Raw genomic sequence first — 19,260 nt, forward strand, 5'->3', positions numbered from 1 at the left:
AATAGGGTGTTGAGGTGAGATCCCTTTGAAACGGGCCTGGATAAAAGTCGTCATTTATGTGATTCTTTTTGCTTTGGTCGTCACCACCATCGCCTCTGGAGCATCTTTCTTCCTATAATCTTCATGAATGAGTTTGTTTTTTGTTCCGTGAATTGATTATACTTATTAAATGGAAGCGCTGGATGCGCGGGACGAACTTGGAAAGCAGGTGTAAGAATCTATGGAATACTTTATGGTACCACTTCTAGTACTTATCAGCATTTTTTCGGTCTGGGGTACGATTTACAACAAAAAGACCGGAAACAAACCCGGTTTTATCATCGGAGGGGTTTTTACCCTGGGCGTTGTCGGAGTCACATTGCTCGCACTGTACGATATGTTTGTGGGGATCCAGTAAAAAAAAGGCTTCCATCACCATCACTCCGGTGAAATGGAAGCCTTTCTCTTTTTTTAAGCGATTTCATTTCTCCTCTTCGATCATCACCGAATCTTCAATCGTTTTGCCCTTGTAAACCAAAGGAGCATGTTGATTGGAGTTCAGCTGGACGCGGATCTGATGGGTTCCGGGCGGCAACTTTCCCAAATGATACCATGGCCCATACAGACGGGCCCATTTTTTCCCGTCTACAAACAGGTGAGCATGCCCATCGCCCATCCGGCCGGGTTGATTGACCGCTTCAGGAGCGAACCGGAAATGTTCGGTTTGAACATGAAGATTCCAGCCTGATTCCGAATCCTTGCTGACATGGAGGCGTACCGCCGGAACCGGGGTTCCTTCGGGAATTTCCACAGGGACTGACGCATGATGATGGCCGTCTGTATGAGATGAGTGGTTCTGAGCAGTTTGACCGGAGTGATGGTCGCCAGGGGAGAGCAGCGATCCCGTCCACCCCAGCAGATAATAAAAGAAAACGGTCAACAACAAGCAGAAGGCACTTCCCGGGTATTTCGCCCGGTTCACAACCGGCCAAAGTTCCGTCCCGGCTATATAGAGAAGTACCCCTGCGGAAAACAAAAGAGCTATCGCTGACCATTCCGCATGCATCCACGAAAGTTTGGCGATCCATACGGCTGTTCCCGTTCCCAGAATCGTGGCGAGCGCCAGGATCAAAACAGACGCAGTTGCTTTTTTGCGCTCTTGAAATCCCGACATGGCCAGGGTAGAGATGGCCAATCCTTCTGGTATTTTGTGCAACAAGATCGCCAACAAAACGGAAAAACCGAATTGGGGACCGGCGTGAAAACCTGCGCCCATCGCCATGCCCTCAAAAAAAGAATGGATTCCCATCCCGGAACATGCACTCCAGATGACCACTTTCTTTTCATCTGTTTTTTTCCGGTGCGTATGCCAGCGTTGAAAGCCGAAAGCGGTTAACATCCCGACCAGAATCCAAGGAGCCTGGGCGGGATTCTCAGATAAAGCGTGGGGAATCATCCCTCCGACCGCCACGGACAATAACAGTCCTGTACTGACAGACACCAGCAAGGATAAACTGCGCGCGGACCAGTCCTTTTTGAACCAGACCACACACCCTCCGACCACATAACCAAGAGCTGCCAACAAAGTCCAGCCCAGAGCATTTGTCATCCGATTTCCTCCCTTGTGAACAAAAAGCCAGGAAATCCAGAATGTTAACCAAATTTCCGAAAGAGACCATCCATGATTCAACCGCTGTAACGACTGTCAGAATTTATCGGTATTTTATCTCATAACTTTCCCAACGGCTATGGCTCTTCCGGATTATTTTGCCAGTATTACAGGAAAAGCGCCCATTCTCTTCACACGTTCGTTAGAAGGTTGTCACTTTTTCGGGCATCTCCGGGACCCGGATCGTTGCGGGATTTGGTCCCTTACCCGTTGGAAAGCGAAGCAAGAAAACGGTATCGGAGCTTTGTCCCGATACCGCTTTTTAATTCTTGATTGTTTAATTTTTTACCAAATCCCATCCGAACACATCTTGAAAGGATTTGACCACCTGATCCATCACTTCATTCAGATCCACTTTTTGTCCCAACAGCTTTTCCATGGAGGTGACTCCATACTCCTGTATGCCGCAGGGAATAATCATGTTGAAATAACGAAGATCCGTATTTACGTTTAAAGCAAATCCATGGCTGGTGATATACCCCCGGCGCGTGCGCCCACGGTTAAACTTCACTCCGATGGCGGCGATTTTCACATCCCCTACCCAGGCACCGGTATAAGGTTCTTTTCGGCCCGCTTCAATTCCCCAGTGCTTTAAAGTCCGGATGAGCACTTCCTCCAAACTTCGCAAATAAGAGTGGGCGTCGTAGTTTCCCTCTCCCAGAAAGAAAATGGGGTAACCGACCAGCTGACCGGGTCCGTGGTAGGTGACATCCCCTCCCCGGTCAATCTCCACGACCCGGATTCCCTGTTGTTCGTACTGCTCCTTGGAAAACAGCAGATTTTCCACATGGCTCCCCCGCCCCATCGTAATGGTGTGAGGATGTTCGAGAAGCAATAATTGATTGGGGATGAGGCCCTGGTCAATCTGTTTCACCAGCTCTTTTTGTTTATCCCAGGTTTCCATATAAGGAACTTTTCCCAGGCGCTCCACTGCAAACATATTTCTTCCCCCCTGATGACGAAAGGCACCCCAAAAGGATGCCTCAATCTATACGGAATTAAATTTGCGTGTCCGGTCCATAGGCCTCCAGGCGTTCCTTCACCCGTTTCAGGAAACGCCCTGCCATGAGGCCGTCGAGAATCCGGTGATCCAAAGAGAGACAGAGATTCATCATATCACGGACCGCGATCATATTGTCCTTGACTACCGGCCGTTTCACAATCGCTTCAAAAGAGAGAATCGCTGCCTGCGGATGGTTGATAATGGGGGTGGAAGCGATGGAACCGAACGAGCCGGTGTTGTTGACGGTAAAGGTGCCGCCTTGCATGTCCTTGAGCTCCAGTTTTCCGGCACGGGTTTTTTCGGCCAACTGATGAACCGCTTTCGCCAGCCCCAGGATGCTTTTCTCATCCGCATCATGAATGACGGGCACATAAAGGGCCTCATCCGTCGCAACCGCGATGGAGATATTGATCCGCTTTTTGAGAATGATTTTGTCCTCTGCCCAGACTGAATTCAAGTACGGGAATTCTTTCAAAGAGTCGACTACAGCCTTGATAAAGAACGGCATGAAGGTTAAGCTGACTCCTTCGCGCTTCTTAAACTCATCTTTGAGCCGGTTGCGGAGAGCCACCAGACCGGTCACATCCGCTTCCATCATCGTCCATGCATGCGGGGCTTCGTGTTTGCTCATCACCATCCGCTGGGCAATCGTGCGGCGGACACTGGAAACAGGAACTTCCGTATCACCGTTTTCCAGCGTGATACCGGCTGCAGCCGGTGCCGGTTTCACCGGGGCGATGGTCGGTTTCGCTACCGGAGAAACGGGTTCCGGAGCAGCTTCCGCTTTCCTTTCCGCTCTCTCAGGTGTCGGTGCTGCTGCGGTCGCTGCGCCCGTTTCAATGGCCTTCAACACATCTTTGCGGGTGATGCGCCCACCTTTTCCTGTCCCTTGAACTTTGCTGAGATCGATGTTGTTTTCCTGGGCCAGGCGCAACACGGCGGGTGAATAGCGGGCTTTCATCGAGGTTTCCCCCGCTTCTTCAGCGGCGGCCGGCGGGGTTTCCGCTTCTTCCGTTTTTGCCTCCGGCTGATCTGCTGCCTTCTCCGGAGCCGCTCCCGCTTCTTCAATCCGGCAGATGAGCTGGCCTACTTCTACCGTGGATCCTTCTTCAGCGATGATTTCCACCATGGTTCCTTCAATGGTGGAAGGGACTTCCGCGTTTACCTTATCTGTCGCCACTTCGCAGATGGGTTCGTATTTGGCAACGGGGTCACCCGGCTTTTTCAACCATTTGGCAATGGTGCCTTCCGTGACGCTCTCCCCCAACTGCGGCATTTTAATGTCGGTTGCCATGGATATCCTCCTTCAATACTTAGAACTCTGCTAATTCACGAATCGCTTTGGCGATTTTTTCAGGATTCAGCATAAACTCTTTTTCCAACGGCGGGCTGTAGGGCATTGCGGGAACATCGGGACCGCAGAGGCGCTTAATCGGCGCATCCAATTCAAAGAATGCTTCTTCGGCGATCACCGCAGCCACCTCACCGCCAAATCCGCCGGTTAGATTGTCTTCATGGACGATGAGCACTTTTCCTGTCTTGGCCACCGCCTCCAATACCGCTTCCTTATCGAGCGGGATCAATGTGCGCAAATCCAGTACATGAACGCTGATTCCTTCTTTGGCTAACTGTTCCGCCGCCTGCAGGGCAAAATGGAGCGTCAGCCCATACGAAATGACCGTCACATCCGTACCTTCCCGTTTCACTTCCGCTTTGCCGATGGGAACCGTGTAGTCTTCGACGGGAACCTCACCTTTAATCAAACGGTAACAGCGTTTATGTTCAAAGAAGAGGACGGGATCCTCATCACGAATCGCAGATTTTAAAAGACCTTTTACATCATAAGGGGTAGATGGCATCACGATTTTCAGGCCGGGAACACCGGTGAAAATCTTTTCCACGCTTTGTGAGTGATAAAGAGCGCCATGGACGCCTCCGCCGTACGGGGCACGAATCACGAGCGGACAGCTCCAGGTTCCGTTGGAACGGTAACGAATCTTGGCCGCTTCGCTGACGATTTGGTTGACCGCCGGCATGATGAAATCAGCGAACTGCATTTCAGCCACCGGGCGCATACCATAAGCGGCAGCCCCAATCGCAACCCCGGCGATGGCCGATTCCGTCAACGGAGTATCCAGGACGCGATCTTCCCCAAACTCTTCGATCAGGCCTACGGTTGCACGGAACACACCGCCGCGCACACCTACGTCTTCTCCAAGCACAAACACGCGCGGATCGCGTTTCATTTCTTCCATGAGAGCTTGTGTCACAGCGTCAATATAGGAAATGACTGGCATAAATGTTCTCCTCCTGCCTTAAGCATACACGTGCTTATAAGTCTCTTCCGGATCCGGATACGGAGCTTTTTCCGCATAGTCGGTTGCTTCATCCACTTCGCGGGCAATCTGTTTGTTCAATTCTTGCTCTTTCTCTTCCGTCAGGATTCCCGCTTCCATCAGATAATTTCTGAAGATGACCAGGGAATCGTTTTTCTTTGCTTCCTCTACTTCCTCACGCGCACGGTAGCTGCGGTCATCATCATCACTGGAGTGTGGAACCAGACGATAGGAAACGGCTTCAATCAAAGTTGGCCCTTCACCGCGACGGGCCCGTTCAACTGCTTCTTTCACTGCCTTATATACTTCCAGCGGATTGTTGCCGTCCACTTTGACACCTGGGAACCCGTATCCCTGAGCCCGTTTGGACACATCTCCGCCTGCTACCTGTTTGTTCAGGGGCACGGAGATAGCATATTTGTTATTTTCCACCATGAAGATCACCGGCAAGTTGTGCACCCCGGCAAAGTTGCATGCTTCATGCCAATCCCCCTGGTTGCTGGAACCTTCACCGCAGGATGTCAGCACCACATGGTCTTTTTTCTCCAGTTTTCCGGCATAGGCGATACCGACGGCATGCAGAACTTGTGTGGTAACGGGGCTGGAACCGGTTAAAATGCGAAAACGTCTATCCCCGTAGTGTCCCGGCATCTGCCTTCCGCCGCTGTTGGGGTCTTCTTTTTTCGCAAAAGCAGACAACATTTGATCTTTTGCCGATTGGCCAAATACGAGCACCATTCCCAAATCACGGTAATAGGGGCACAGCCAGTCCTTCTCCCGGTCCAAGGCAAATGCCGCTCCCACTTGGATCCCTTCTTGTCCCTGACAGGAGATCACAAATGGAATTTTTCCCGCGCGGTTCAGGAGCCACATCCGCTCATCAATTTTGCGGGCCAGGAGCATGTAGCGGTACATGTCCAACACTTGCTCATCCGATAAACCTAAAGCGGTATGCTTCAATTCGCTCATGAGTTTTTCCTCCTCAATTCCTTTTAACCTGCGTGAATCGCTTCCCCGTCAACCGCCAATGCGACTTCTCCAAACACTTCCGACAGCGTCGGATGCGGATGAATGGCATGGGCGATCTCCCAGGCGGTTGCATCCAATACTTTGGCGAGCCCGGCTTCGGATATGAGATCGGTCGCATGCGGCCCGATGATATGGACACCCAGCAGATCATCGGTTTTCTTGTCGGAAATCATCTTAATAAAGCCATCCGTTTCGCCGAATACGAGGGATTTACCGACTGCCCGGAACGGGAATTTACCCACTTTCACTTCATATCCTTTTTCCTTCGCTTCTGCTTCCGACAGCCCGATACTGCCCACTTCCGGACGGCTGTAGGTACAGCGCGGGATGTGAAGCGGATTGATCGGATGCACGTCCAAACCAGCCATGTGCTCAACAGCCAAAATTCCTTCATGCGAAGCCACATGGGCCAACTGATAACCCCCGATGACGTCACCGATGGCATAGATGTGAGATTCCGCGGTTTGCATAAATTCATTCACTTGAATGACGCCTTTTTCCACTTTGATCGATGTGTTGTGCAAACCGATATCTTCAATATTGGCCTGTCTTCCCACGGACACCAGGACGCGCTCCGCCGACAGGGAAACCGTTTCATTTCCTTTCTCTGCGCTGAGCGTAACCATTCCGTCCTGGATGGTAACGCTTTCAGGGAGAACTTTGGTTCCCGTCAGAATGTTTACTTTGCGCTTTTTGAGAATCCTTGCCATCTCTTTGCTGACGTCCTCATCTTCAAACGGCAGAATGCGGTCGGCAAACTCCACCACTGTCACTTCCACGCCAAAATCGTTCAGCATGGAAGCCCACTCGATGCCGATCACACCTCCTCCGATGATCACGATCGACTTGGGAAGCGACTCCATTTCCAGGGCATGATCGGAATTCATCACATACCGGCCGTCAATCTCCAGACCGGGAAGCGTACGGGGACGCGAACCTGTGGCGATGAGGACAAATCTGGGGACCAGCATGTCCGATTCGCTGTTATCGCTTTTTTCCACCGATATGGTTCCAGGCATGGGAGAGAAAATGGAGGGTCCCAAGATCCGTCCCGTTCCCTTATAGACGTCTACTTTATTTTTCTTCAACAGGTGTTCGACACCTTTGTGCAACTGGGAGACTACTTTTTGTTTGCGTTGTTGCACCTGGCTCATGTCCAGCCTGACATCCGCCACGTGGATCCCGTAATTTTCGCTGTTTTTCATATCGTGGTAGAGTTCGGCACTTCGCAAGAGTGTTTTGCTTGGAATACACCCTTTATGTAGACAAACGCCGCCCACTTTTTCTTTTTCTACAACTGCCACTTTCATTCCCAATTGGGCGGCCCGGATGGCGGCTACATAGCCTCCGGGCCCGGCCCCCAATACGACCAGATCATAATTTTCAGCCATGGAACGTCTCCACTCCTTCTTCGCTCGGCAGATAGGTTCTCGCTTCTTCTTCGCCTCTGATTACGCGCAAAGCCCCTTCCACCAGAGCTTGCAATTCATTTTCTCCAGGAACGATATAAACGGGAGCAATCCAGGAAATCCGTTCCTTGATCATGTTCGTAAACATCTCACCATAGGCCAGCCCTCCGGTGAGAATGATTCCATCCACTTTGCCGGACAAAACGGCCGAGCAGGCGCCGATCTCTTTGGCTACTTGATAAGCCATCGCTTCATAGACGAGCTTGGCTTTTTCGTCTCCCCCGGCAATCATCTTTTCCACTTCTCTTGCATCGGAGGTGCCCAGGTAACCCATCAGTCCGCCGCGCCCTACCAGCATGCGCATGATTTCACTGGCAAAATATTTCCCTGAGTAGCTGAGGGCCACCAGATCACCGATCGGAATTGTTCCCGCGCGTTCCGGCGAAAACGGCCCCTCCCCGTGCAAACCGTTGTTGACATCGATGACCCGTCCGTGATGGTGGGCTCCCACTGTGATACCGCCACCCATATGAGCCACAATATAATTCACTTTTTCATAAGAGGTTCCGTTTTGTTTGGCGATCCGGCGGGCAACCGCCTTCTGGTTCAGGGCATGGAAAATGCTTTTGCGTTCAATTTCCGGAATCCCTGAAATCCGGGCGACCGGTTGCAATTCATCCACAACGACGGGATCGACGATAAATGCAGGGATGTGAAGTTGCTCAGCGATTTCCTGGGCGATGATCGCTCCCAGGTTGGAAGCGTGTACTCCGTTTTCACCTGCACGCAAATCTCGAATCATCGCCTCGTTGACCCGGTAGGTCCCACCCGGGATGGGACGAAGCAGCCCTCCGCGGGCAACGACGGCGTTCAGCCGGGTCAAGTTGATCCCTTCCCGGTCCAGTGTATCCAAGATCACTTGTTTACGAAACGGATATTGATCAAACAAATCGGTGTATTTGGCCAGCTGTTTGGGATCATGGCGCAATGTTTCTTCCAGGATCGGCTTTTCGTCATCGTAAACTCCGATTTTGGTCGAAGTGGATCCAGGATTTATAGCGAGAACCCGAATCGGTTCATGCACATCCAACACTCCATTTCTTCTGTTTGCCATCGAAATGTTTTATTTAACGGGAGTTCAACAGACTCCGCTCATTTTGCAAAAACATGCTCCGTGATCTCCTAACGGACTCAATGCGTTCTTCAGCCATCCGGTCCGCTGCCTTATAGCTCGGAATACCGTCGCGTTCGGCAATCTCAAACACCTTGAGGATGCTGTCATAGATACCTTCTACTTTTTTCATCGCGCGATCGCGATTGTATCCCAACAGCTCATCGGCAACATTAATGACTCCCCCGGCATTGATCACGTAGTCGGGAGCATAGACAATCCCTTTTTGTTCCAGCATATCCCCATGACGCTCTTCTTTGAGCTGGTTGTTGGCGGCACCGGCAACCACTTTACATTTCAGACGGTCAATGGTTTCGTCGTTGATAACCGCGCCCAGCGCACAGGGAGCGAAAATATCGCAATCGACATCGTAAATTTTATCCGGGTTGACTGCCTCAGCGCCAAATTGTTGTACGGCCCGCTCCACATTGTCCCGGTTAATATCGGTGACGATCAGTTTGGCGCCTTCTTCATGGAGATGTTTGCAAAGGTTAAACGCAACGTTTCCGACACCTTGTACCGCAACAATCTTCCCTTTCAGCGAGTCATCCCCGAAAGCTACTTTTGCTGCTGCCTTCATTCCGCGGTAGACACCGTAAGCGGTTACGGGCGAAGGATTGCCGCTGGAACCGAAAGCGGGGGAAATGCCCGTTACATAACGGGTTTCCTGATGGATAAGATCCATATCTTCCACGGTGGTTCCCACATCTTCAGCCGTGATGTAACGCCCATTCAGTCCCTGGATAAAACGACCGAAAGCGCGGAACAATTCTTCGCTCTTATCTTTTTTCGGGTCACCGATAATGACGGTTTTACCTCCGCCGAGATTGAGACCGGCGGCTGCGTTTTTATAAGTCATCCCCCGGGCCAAACGCAAAGCATCAATGATGGCATCTTCTTCAGAATCGTAGGTCCACATCCGCGTTCCGCCAAGAGCGGGCCCCAAAGTCGTATCATGAATACAGATAATGGCTTTCAGTCCCGAGTTTTTGTCTTGGCAAAACACGAGTTGTTCATAATCATACTTCTCCATGTAATCGAACAGAATCATACGGATTCCTCCTTGGAACGTTTCAGATATTCCGCTTGCAAAACAGCCATCGCAATCGAATACATCTTGGCTTCATGCGTGTCCGCCCGGGAAGTGAGAACGACCGGGGCTGTAGCTCCTAACACCAATGCTCCGATTTTGCTCTTGGCAAAGTAAACCATCGATTTGTATAAAATGTTTCCAGCTTCAATATCCGGCACCAACAATACATCGGCTTTTCCGGCGACCGGGCTTTGAATGCCTTTGTGCTCGGCCGCTTCGACGGAAACAGCATTGTCCAGCGCAAACGGGCCGTCAATGGTGGCTCCTTTGATCTGCCCCCTGCGGTTCATCTGTGCGAGCGCCGCTGCATCCAATGTTGGGGGCATATTCGGATTGACAACTTCTACTGCACCAAGGGCGGCAATCTTGGGATCGGTATTGCCGAGAGAATGGCAGAACCGGATCACGTTTTGTATGATTTGTACTTTCTCTTGCAGGGTGGGAGCAACGTTTAACGCCGGATCGGTAACATGAATGAGACGGTCGTACCCAGGAACTTCAAAAGTGGCCACATGGCTTAACACATTTCCGCTCCGGAGACCGTTCTCCTTATTCAACACCGCGCGCAAGAAATCCGCGGTTTGAACCATCCCTTTCATGACCACGTCCGCCCGGCCCGCACGCACCGCAGCAACCGCCTGCTGACTGGCTTGAACGGGAGAGGAGACGTCTGTTACGGCTGATTCATCGAAATCAAGGCCGATTTCTTTGCTGATCGCCTCTATTTTCGCCTTGTCACCAAAAAGCAAAAACCGGGCGATTCCTCGCTGTTGCGCATCCCGAACGGCTTCCAGCACTTCCTGGTCAGCCGCCGCCGCTACCGCCACCGTCACAGGCGGCAAAGATTCTGCTTTTTTGACAATCTCTTCAAATGTTTTAATCATCCGTTACACCTCATTTTTTCCGACCTTGGCATTGGGAACAACTTGTTGTTTGACATATTTTTCTCGATTTGGCCGGCCGTCATACTAATACATGCAAATGGTATGCCAAGTGAGCGTCATTTCCCGCAAACGCTCAATGAAGGCAAGAGAATCATTTTTTCCCTGTTTTTTGTCTGCAAAAGATTGCACAGTGCAAGCAAAGTAATTCATGCATTTTTTTGCAAAGAACGTTACAGCAAGCCGTATTTCTCCAATTTGTAATAGAGACTGCGAACGGAAACACCCAGCCGCCGGGCCGTCTCTGTTTTATTTTCTCCGCAAAGTTGATAGATCCGCTGAATATACTCTTTTTCAGCTTCAGCCAATACTTCTTTTAAGGTTCGATCTTCATCCTGAGAAGCGCGAAGCTTTACAATCTCGGGGGAAGAAGATTGGGTTAGGTCCAGAGGGGGAAGATGAATTCGCTTGATCATTTTCTCATTAAACGCCATATTAATCATGGCTCTGCCCAAAACATTTTCCAGCTCCCGCACATTTCCCGGCCAGGAGTATTGGTACAGAACATCCATCGCTTCCCGGTCAATGTTTTCAACACTTCTTCCGTATTCCTGGTTGAACTTTTTAATCAGGTGGATCGCCAGGTCATATAAATCTTCTTTTCTGTGCCGGAGCGGGGCGATCTGAATCGGCAACACATTGAGGCGATAATAAAGATCTTCGCGGAAGCGTTTCTCTTGAATCGCTTTTTCCAAATAAACGTTGGTCGCCGCAATCACCCGGACATCCACCGGGATGGACTTGGTCCCTCCGACGCGGATCACTTCTTTTTCCTGCAATACCCGCAGCAATTTCGCCTGTGTGCTCGGCTTCAATTCACCAATTTCATCCAAAAAAAGCGTTCCTCCGCTCGCTTCCTCAAACAATCCCTTCTTCCCGCCTCTTCTCGCTCCCGTAAACGCCCCTTCCTCATATCCGAACAGCTCGCTCTCCAGCAGCGTCTCAGACAGAGCCGCGCAATTGACGCGGACAAACTGGTTATATTTCCGGTCACTGGCATTATGAATGGCATGGGCAAACAATTCTTTCCCCGTTCCCGACTCCCCCCTCAGCAGGACCGTCGCTCTGGTTCTCGCCGCCTGTTCGGCTTGTTCCCGGGCAATGCGCATCGCTTCGCTCGTCCCGATGATGTCGTCAAACGTGTATTTGGCTTCCAATTTGCGAATAATCCGCCGGGCTCGTTCCAAATCGCGATTCAGTTGTTTTAACTCGGACACATCGTGAACGATGCCGACACTTCCTTTTAATTCATTATCCACGATGATCGGGGCCACATTGACTACGACTTCCTTATGATGTGGACCCAGCTTCATGTGTACTCCCCTGACCGGCTGGCGCGTTTTCAACACTTTCATGTGCATGCTCTCCCCTTCGGAGATATCCGTCTCTGCGGGTTTGCCAATCACATCTTCTTCGTTTAAGCCGGTCAGCCGGGTATAAGCCGGATTGATCAGAATGCCTATTCCATCTGCATCCACGACGGAGATCGCATCATCAGATGAGTTGATAATCGCCTGCAGCAAGCTTTTCATGCTTTCCAGGTCGGTCACCTGTTTTGTTAAACTCTCCAGCTCGCTGACATCGCGAAATACCGCCACCGCTCCAATCACTTTTCCTTCGGGGTCTTTGACGGGAACACGATTGGTAACAATTTCAATACCGCTCGGAAGTTTTAGTTTTTGATTTAACTCCGATACGCCGTTTTTAAGCACGATGTCGAGACGGGTGTTGGGAATCACCTCAGCGATCGGCTTTCCCAAGGAATGGGCGGCTTTGGTTTGAATCATCTTCTCTGCCGCCCGGTTGATCAGTGTGATCTGCCCTTTTTGATTGACCGCAATCATTCCGTCATGCGTGGAGTTGATAATCGCTTCCAATTCGCGCTGCCTTTGTTTCCATGCTTGAAACCAACGGTCTTTTTCCTCCACCAGACGCACCATCAAATTGGCGATGGCTCCGGAGATGACCAGCGTTCCCGGTAAATCAAGCTCGCAGAGCCTCGGAAAAACAGCCGGGTCACCCGTCACCTCCAAAATGACATCAGGCGAGAGTTTTAAAAAAGGCTCCACTTCCTGACCGGTTGGAATTCCCCGTTTTCGTGCTTCCAGGATCGCCGGGGCATCCCTCCGTACATCCACAATTCCGATCACTTTCACAAATTCAACGGTGGAGAGGGTCTCCAAAATCGCTTTTCCACCCTTTCCACCACCTACGATCAAAAACTTTTGCAAAAGGGTTCCCCCCTCCATTCCAGTCTCTCCGTTCCCTATCTTACCATATACCTCACCACCCTCCCGTCCAGACGGGTGGCAATCCTGCTACAAATAAGGTACTATAAGGCTTGAACAGAGGAAAGGCGGTTAAAGGTCCATGAAGATCATTTATCAGCGCATTCTTGCGATCCTCATCATGTGTATTCCGGGAGTTCTCGCCATCTACGGTTGGACATTGCTGCGGGATATCCTGTTTAACTACTTTGCGGGGCAAGGGTTTGCCTGGCTGCCCTTTCTCGGCGGACTTTTTTTACTCCTCTTCGGCCTTTTCATCCTGGGCGGTTTCATCTTTCACCACGACAAAAAGCGGAACAAAATACAGCCTAAATTGCTCCGCAAAAATGACAAGGCAGCAACGGAACAAAAATCCGGCCGGTAAAACATCCGTTTCAAGTTGAACGGATGTTTTTTTGATTTTTTACCGATGTAACCATCACCGAAGTAGGTACATATCCTGGGTATGATGATGCACCCAGGGGAGGGAATGATGTGTACCATCCAAGCCAGACATGGTTTTCTGTTTTAAGACAGCCGCTGCTCTCTACCACCCGATTATGCCGGGAGTGGATGCAAAGAGAGCGTCTTGAAACAACAAACAAAGATATTTCTTCCGCACTCGGCCGCCTTGAGCGGGAGTTGCGGAAAATCGAGCAAGCGGCAACCTCTTCGGCGACGGATCCTGTATTTTTGTATGACTGGTTCAATCATGTGGTCCATTCCTATAAACAAGTGACACGTTGGGCGAAATCATTATCTGTCCCCCGAAGAACCTCTTCGATCTCTGTCTTGAACGAAGGCGAACCCGATATGCCGGAACAATTTTCCAACCCGATCAGTGAACCGCGCGTTCCCATCGGAAAACACATATTGCCTCCACTCCCTTACCCTTATGATGCTCTGGAACCTTATATTGATGAAAAAACGATGCGGATTCACCACGATGAACACCATAAAAGTTATGTGGAGGGGCTTAACAAGGCGGAGAAAATGCTGCAATTGGCCCGTGAAAGCGGAAACTTCGAACTGGTCAAACACTGGGAAAGAGAACTCGCTTTTAACGGAGCCGGCCATTATTTGCATACCATTTTTTGGGAAATCATGAGTCCGCAGGGCGGCGGCGAGCCCACTGGTTCATTGCGAAAACAAATTGAATTGGATTTCGGCAGCTTTGATGCGTTCAAAAAACACTTTTCAGCAGCAGCAGAAAAAGTGGAAGGCGGAGGCTGGGCCATTCTCGTATGGAGCCCCCGTGCCCACCGCTTAGAGATTTTAACTGCGGAAAAGCACCAAAACTTATCACAGTGGGATGTGATCCCCCTCCTGCCGCTGGATGTGTGGGAACACGCATACTATTTGAAATATCCCAACAAGAGAAAAGATTATATTGAAGCGTGGTGGAACGTTGTCCATTGGCCCGAGGTGCAGCGGCGCTGGAGAGTGGCCCGCCAGGTCACTTGGAAGCCGTACTGAATTCATTTTTCGCTTGCCTGTCTGATGAAGAATGGCCGGGAGGTCGGAAACGATGGGAAAAAAGAAAAGAAGTACTCGAGAAAAGCACCCTAATCCGCCGCAAAAACCACGCTACACATTAAAAGCCAATCTGTTTTACAGCCAAGTGATCGCTCCGCTAGTGAAAGCATATCAGCAGTCCATGGGGGCAAAAAATTATGAGGAAGCGGAACAATTTTTCAACCAAATCAGGGAAGCAAAAAAGCAACACCGCTTCCTCCTGCATAAAAAGGAAATGATCCGCATCAGATAATCATCTCCAGTCTGGTCCACCGGGGACCGGGCTTTTTTGTGAGACGCATCTAAGTCACCAACCGGACAGTTATTGGAGGGCTTTAAACGATACAGACTTACAGAAAAAAACACCGTCTTTACTGAATTAAATGATTCCAGTAAAATTACGGTGGGTCGTTCGTTCACAATGCTTTTCCGAATACGGAAAGAGATTCCAACGAAACCAAACAATCGGGATTCATATAACCAACTCCTCACCGGAAAACTGTATCTCTTCTGTTTCCTTAAGAGTAGCAAAAGCATTACCCAACACTTGATTGTGATGATCCATAATTTGTTTGGCGCTTAAGGAATCGGAATCCCATGTCCGGTGGGCATCTTTGACGAGTGTGACATGATAGCCGAGACTAAATGCACGGCGAATCGTCGTATCTACGCAATACTCGGTCTGATTTCCGGCGACAACGAGATGTTGGATTTGTGCAGCTTTCAGCTTCTCATGAAGCTCAGTTTCATGAAAAGAATCCGGCGTATGTTTTTGGATCACAACTTCCCCCGCATTGGGAGCAATGGAAGAATGAATTTCCCATGGAGGAGTTCCAAATTTGAATTCTTCATCATTATGTTGAACAAAAAAGACAGGGACGTTGGCAGAACGTGCCTGATTAATTAAGACCTGAAGATTTTTGAGAAGCCCTTCTCCGTCGTAGATCGGACAAGATTCGTCAAACATGGCATTTTGAACGTCTATCACTAACAAAGCGGTCTTTTGCATGTTTCATCTCTCCCCATTTATTCATCATGAAAGTACTGTTTGACATGATAAATAAAAAACCTCCCTAAACAGAATCCGAATTCACACAAAAAAGCACCGCCTTTACCGGCTGTACAAACGTCCGAGTAAATAGCGATGCTTCTGAAGTTAAGCGCTATGTAATTGTCGGTTCTGTTCGTGTTTTCGGTTTCTGCATCCGAATAAAACTTCTTATGTAATTCTTGCGAAATCCTTGCGTTTTCTCGGCCTTATCCCACTTTATGCTCAATACGCAGTTTGTCCGCGACCATGGCGATAAATTCACTGTTGGTGGGTTTGGCCTTGGAGACGTTGATGGTGTAGCCAAACAAGTTGCGAATCGACTCCATATTCCCACGGCTCCATGCCACTTCAATGGCATGTCGAATCGCTCTTTCCACCCTGGTTGGAGTAGTATTGTATTTTTCGGCAATTCTGGGATAGAGTGTTTTTGTAATCGCTCCAAGCAAATCCACTTCATTGTAAACCATCGTGATGGCCTCACGAAGATACAAATATCCCTTGATGTGAGCAGGGACTCCGATCTCATGGATTACATTTGTAATATTTGCATCCAAATTGTTGGGCCGGTTGGAGACAGCACTGATGCTTGCTCTCATTCTTGGGACGGCAGCGCCATTTCCCTTCATCTGCCGAATGCGGTGAGTAAGTACATCCATGTCAAACGGCTTCAGAATATAGTAAGAAGCACCCAGTTCTACCGCACGCTGCGTAATTTCTTCCTGCCCAAATGCCGTTAACATGATAACTTTGGGAGCGGGTTGCAGGTTCATTGCCTGGATTTGCTCCAGCACACCCAATCCATCCAGATGGGGCATGATGATATCCAGCACCAGTACATCGGGCACCCGTTCTTTTAACATCTCGATGACTTCCCCGCCGTTGTGGGCGACACCGATCACATCCATATCCTCTTGATTACCGAGATGCTCTTTCAATAACTCAGCAAATTCCCGGTTATCATCTGCTAGAATTACTCGAATTTTATCCAAGGGAGACCCTTCCTTTCGAAAGAGTGAATTCTTCATTTTCTCTTAACCTTTCGACAAACATGTGGCTCTTCCTTCTTCCATCCCGTGTTGATTTCAAAAAATTACCAAACAAGGCGCTCATCATGATGAATTTTTTAGCATTAATTCTATTATACATTTGAAAATTTGTAAATCGCGAGCCGCTTCGATTCATAAAAAAGCGGATCCCTGAGAGGAACCCGCTGAGGATTGAAATACACCCGCATCTTGAAGCATCCATTCGATAAACGTTCCATATCCTGAAGTCGGATCGTTGACAAATACATGGGTTAACACGATGCACCAACTTATATTGCGAGCTTGGTACGGACGCAGCATCCGGCATGGCGCCTTGTTTCCGTTGACGATCAGGAGTATATCTTAAAATTAAATTCCATGAATCGAAAAGGTGTCCATATTCTTCAAAATATGGATAACATATCGCCCCTTATTGTTATCTCATGTTCCAAAAGTTGGCGATACGGACCGTATTCGTCAATATATTTCCCGCTTTTGGGAGTGCAAATCATTAACTTTATCTCTAAAGAGTATCGAAAAAACTGACATGCCCTATAAAATACAAGGTTTCAACTTTAACCCGGTGTATTCGAAGATACAACTAATTATATCTACTTCCCGTTTCTCGCCAATGAATTGCGAGCTTCTCGTTTCATCAAGCCCGATTTCAGCCGCACTCTCCAGAAGGTGAGCATCCGGCCCGAACCAGTTTTAAGAGGCTTTTATTTTGTGTTGCTAGGAAAAGTTGTAAGTTGATTATTGATTGACTGAGGAACCTCCGGCATTTTTAAAAAAGGTACCTATCCAGGTTCAATGTAGACAAAAAAGCCGATTTCCTTTGTCTTGAGTCGAGGGAATCGGCTTGTAGGACATATCTATATCTGGTTGCACAAATCTTTCAGTTCCTGTCTCAATAAGAACGTTATGGCAAAATTACAATTGCATCTCCGTCTGCACGTTCACCGGCTGGATCAGACGGTCGATTGATGAGACGGGCTCCGATCGTCATGGTGGTGGATCCGCCGCCGTCGAGATTCACAGCATCAGTTGCTCCCAGAGATTTCATAATAAGAGCACTTTCCTTAAAACTAGCACCTACACTATATCCCGGCTGACGACCATCTACCGTAACGAGAAGGATTTTCCCATCAGATGTCACTCCTGCAAGAGTCCGCGGATTCCGGCGCTCGCCGAAACGGTAGAAAAATTCCGGATTGTCGGTCCAATGGAATCCTTCTGCCATGGCTGTAATACTCACTTTACCGTCACGCAGCAAGCGTGGGCCGCCATTTACAATCCCTGTTGTTTTATCGACTTGAAGCAGTGATCCATCTGCCAAAACCTGTGTATCCACGGTAATCTTTGCTCCCACTTTGGCGTGAATACGCAACCAATCGGCAGCATCCCCTGTTCCTGCCAAGACAGATCCCTCACGCGGAATAGAACCACCGCGCTGATCACGTATTTCGATTACTTTTCCTGCGGAATCCAGTACGGCTTCCACTCCGTCCCCGGGTTCAGTGGTCTGGCCAAAAATAGGATTGAACTGAATGAGTTCGCCTGTATCTGTACAAGTAAAGTCATGTTTCGGGTGATCCGTTGTATCACCTGTACCACCACATCCCCGAATAAGACCAGGTTTACGGTTAAGGCCGTCCAATTCACGTTTTGCGCCATCGGAAGCTGTAACTGAGAGATGAGTCTCGACAGCAGCCACTTGTGCTCCTGTTTTGTTTAGAATAAAGCTTGTTCTGCCGTTAACCGCTTCACTAATAAGGTTTCCGCCAATCATGGAGACACCGGCCAGGTCTCCTTCTGTACCGTCATTTGGCCCCATTACAAAATATCCTCCATTGATAGCAGCCAGTGCTTTGGTACGATCCGCGATGCTGGACAATTTCTCTTTTCCGGGCACAATTTCCGTACCCAGCTCGGGAACAATTTTTCCCTTGAATTGCTTAGGATCCACTTCCAGTACATTCACAACCCATGGACCAGTTGTTTTTCCCCCGTCTTCTCCGGAGTAGACCACACGAAGCTTCTCATATCCTTTCGCTGTAAGCTCATCTCGCAATTTGATCGCATCTGCTTCCGTTTTAAAAGATCCGACACGCACAAGATATCCAAGCGGACCATGATCGGGGGCATCAGGAGCCCTTTCCGAAATACGTTGTACTCGGGAATGATATCCATCTTTATTCAGGCGCTTTGCTATTGTTTCTGCTTCTTCACGAGTAGAACAAAAGGCAACATCCACTATGTAAACATCTTTCTCCGATTGCTTCCCACGTACGATTCGTGTATGGGTAAGTCCGGGAGCAAGTACGATTTTCTGCCGTGTTTCTCTAAGGTTCGCCTGTCCGAGTGGAAGGGATTTTTCCAATTCCGCCGATGCTTGTACAACATTCAAAGGTAATACATGTTGGGAAACGACTGAAGACGTAAAAGCCATTGTTGTAATGACCGAGACAGCCAATAACTTCCGAAGAGATCTTTCACCACTTCGCTGCATCAATTGATTCTACCTCCTGTTACAATCTACTGAATCGGACCTTGATACTGCCATTGTACGAATCTAATTTAGAGAGAAATTGTAGATAACCGTAACCCTATGTAAATTTTAGAACCCCTGCTATCAAATAGATTATTAAGCGCATTTTCAGACTCTGAAGCCGAATTAACGGAAATGATTATTCTTTCCAGTCCGTTCTCTTTTCTGGATGGTATATGAGGGGGATTCGTCAAATATCTCTGCATGATCTGAACCAGCTT

General features: G+C 49.2%; 18 protein-coding genes and 1 pseudogene. 5 read left to right on the forward strand and 14 right to left on the reverse strand.

What is annotated here, in order from left to right; translation table 11 throughout:
* Window positions 1-25: 25 nt before the first annotated feature.
* Both prli42 and BMW55_RS19365 read left to right on the forward strand, forming a co-directional pair.
* A complete protein-coding gene (gene prli42, locus BMW55_RS19940) occupies window positions 26-118 on the forward strand; it encodes a stressosome-associated protein Prli42 (RefSeq protein WP_170839846.1) in 93 nt (30 codons plus the stop codon).
* A gap of 102 nt (window positions 119-220) precedes the next feature.
* Window positions 221-397 carry a hypothetical protein gene (locus BMW55_RS19365; RefSeq protein WP_170839847.1) on the forward strand — a complete coding sequence of 59 codons (177 nt, stop codon included), beginning with the start codon at window positions 221-223 and terminating at the stop codon, window positions 395-397.
* Between the two features lie 63 nt (window positions 398-460).
* On the opposite strand, the gene BMW55_RS09410 is transcribed toward BMW55_RS19365, so the two are convergent.
* The 10 genes from BMW55_RS09410 to BMW55_RS09455 form a co-directional block, all read right to left on the reverse strand.
* Window positions 461-1,588, reverse strand: coding sequence for a ZIP family metal transporter (locus BMW55_RS09410; RefSeq protein WP_089967868.1), 1,128 nt, complete (start codon window positions 1,586-1,588; stop codon window positions 461-463).
* Window positions 1,589-1,925: 337 nt separating this feature from the next.
* Entirely contained in the window at window positions 1,926-2,588 is a 663-nt protein-coding gene (gene lipB / locus BMW55_RS09415) for a lipoyl(octanoyl) transferase LipB (protein WP_089967872.1), read from the reverse strand.
* Window positions 2,589-2,646: 58 nt separating this feature from the next.
* Window positions 2,647-3,945: a dihydrolipoamide acetyltransferase family protein gene (locus BMW55_RS09420; RefSeq protein ID WP_089967874.1), complete on the reverse strand. Its 1,299-nt coding sequence runs from the start codon at window positions 3,943-3,945 to the stop codon at window positions 2,647-2,649.
* A gap of 19 nt (window positions 3,946-3,964) precedes the next feature.
* Entirely contained in the window at window positions 3,965-4,948 is a 984-nt protein-coding gene (locus BMW55_RS09425; protein WP_089967877.1) for an alpha-ketoacid dehydrogenase subunit beta, read from the reverse strand.
* An 18-nt stretch (window positions 4,949-4,966) separates the two neighbouring features.
* Entirely contained in the window at window positions 4,967-5,956 is a 990-nt protein-coding gene (locus BMW55_RS09430; RefSeq protein ID WP_089967880.1) for a thiamine pyrophosphate-dependent dehydrogenase E1 component subunit alpha, read from the reverse strand.
* 23 nt (window positions 5,957-5,979) lie between these two features.
* On the reverse strand, window positions 5,980-7,407 hold the full coding sequence (lpdA, locus tag BMW55_RS09435; protein WP_089967883.1) for a dihydrolipoyl dehydrogenase: 1,428 nt from the start codon (window positions 7,405-7,407) through the stop codon (window positions 5,980-5,982).
* The gene (gene buk, locus BMW55_RS09440) at window positions 7,400-8,509 is read right to left on the reverse strand and encodes a butyrate kinase (RefSeq protein ID WP_425283836.1); all 1,110 of its coding nucleotides are present in this window, start codon (window positions 8,507-8,509) and stop codon (window positions 7,400-7,402) included. Before buk ends, lpdA begins: the two co-directional genes overlap by 8 nt.
* Before the next feature lie 43 nt (window positions 8,510-8,552).
* A complete protein-coding gene (gene bcd / locus BMW55_RS09445; protein ID WP_089967889.1) occupies window positions 8,553-9,647 on the reverse strand; it encodes a branched-chain amino acid dehydrogenase in 1,095 nt (364 codons plus the stop codon).
* Complete coding sequence (gene ptb / locus BMW55_RS09450; protein ID WP_089967892.1) at window positions 9,644-10,573, reverse strand: phosphate butyryltransferase; 930 nt, start codon at window positions 10,571-10,573, stop codon at window positions 9,644-9,646. The genes bcd and ptb overlap by 4 nt, the downstream gene beginning before the upstream one ends.
* A 230-nt stretch (window positions 10,574-10,803) precedes the next feature.
* Entirely contained in the window at window positions 10,804-12,861 is a 2,058-nt protein-coding gene (locus tag BMW55_RS09455; RefSeq protein WP_089968238.1) for a sigma-54 interaction domain-containing protein, read from the reverse strand.
* A 139-nt stretch (window positions 12,862-13,000) separates the two neighbouring features.
* Between BMW55_RS09455 and BMW55_RS09460 the strand changes: the two genes are divergently transcribed.
* The 3 genes from BMW55_RS09460 (at window position 13,001) to BMW55_RS09470 (ending at window position 14,665) form a co-directional block, all read left to right on the forward strand.
* The gene (locus tag BMW55_RS09460) at window positions 13,001-13,282 is read left to right on the forward strand and encodes a DUF2627 family protein (RefSeq protein WP_244527513.1); all 282 of its coding nucleotides are present in this window, start codon (window positions 13,001-13,003) and stop codon (window positions 13,280-13,282) included.
* Window positions 13,283-13,392: 110 nt separating this feature from the next.
* Window positions 13,393-14,373 (forward strand): superoxide dismutase, encoded by a 981-nt coding sequence (locus BMW55_RS09465; RefSeq protein ID WP_244527514.1) that lies wholly within the window; start codon window positions 13,393-13,395, stop codon window positions 14,371-14,373.
* Window positions 14,374-14,425: 52 nt separating this feature from the next.
* Window positions 14,426-14,665 (forward strand): hypothetical protein, encoded by a 240-nt coding sequence (locus tag BMW55_RS09470; RefSeq protein ID WP_089967895.1) that lies wholly within the window; start codon window positions 14,426-14,428, stop codon window positions 14,663-14,665.
* A 219-nt stretch (window positions 14,666-14,884) separates the two neighbouring features.
* Here BMW55_RS09470 and BMW55_RS09475 read toward each other — a convergent pair whose 3' ends face one another.
* From BMW55_RS09475 to BMW55_RS09485, 4 genes and pseudogenes are all read right to left on the reverse strand, one after another.
* Window positions 14,885-15,421 carry a cysteine hydrolase family protein gene (locus BMW55_RS09475; RefSeq protein ID WP_089967897.1) on the reverse strand — a complete coding sequence of 179 codons (537 nt, stop codon included), beginning with the start codon at window positions 15,419-15,421 and terminating at the stop codon, window positions 14,885-14,887.
* A 248-nt stretch (window positions 15,422-15,669) separates the two neighbouring features.
* Window positions 15,670-16,452 carry a sporulation transcription factor Spo0A gene (gene spo0A / locus BMW55_RS09480; RefSeq protein WP_089967901.1) on the reverse strand — a complete coding sequence of 261 codons (783 nt, stop codon included), beginning with the start codon at window positions 16,450-16,452 and terminating at the stop codon, window positions 15,670-15,672.
* Window positions 16,453-16,641: 189 nt separating this feature from the next.
* Window positions 16,642-16,764 (reverse strand): annotated as a pseudogene (locus tag BMW55_RS19005) (SpoIVB peptidase S55 domain-containing protein); the annotation flags it as partial.
* Window positions 16,765-17,410: 646 nt separating this feature from the next.
* Window positions 17,411-19,000 carry a phosphodiester glycosidase family protein gene (locus BMW55_RS09485; RefSeq protein ID WP_244527527.1) on the reverse strand — a complete coding sequence of 530 codons (1,590 nt, stop codon included), beginning with the start codon at window positions 18,998-19,000 and terminating at the stop codon, window positions 17,411-17,413.
* Between the last annotated feature and the right edge of the window lie 260 nt (window positions 19,001-19,260).

Source organism: Lihuaxuella thermophila, assembly GCF_900110165.1.
GTDB classification, from domain to species: domain Bacteria; phylum Bacillota; class Bacilli; order Thermoactinomycetales; family Thermoactinomycetaceae; genus Lihuaxuella; species Lihuaxuella thermophila.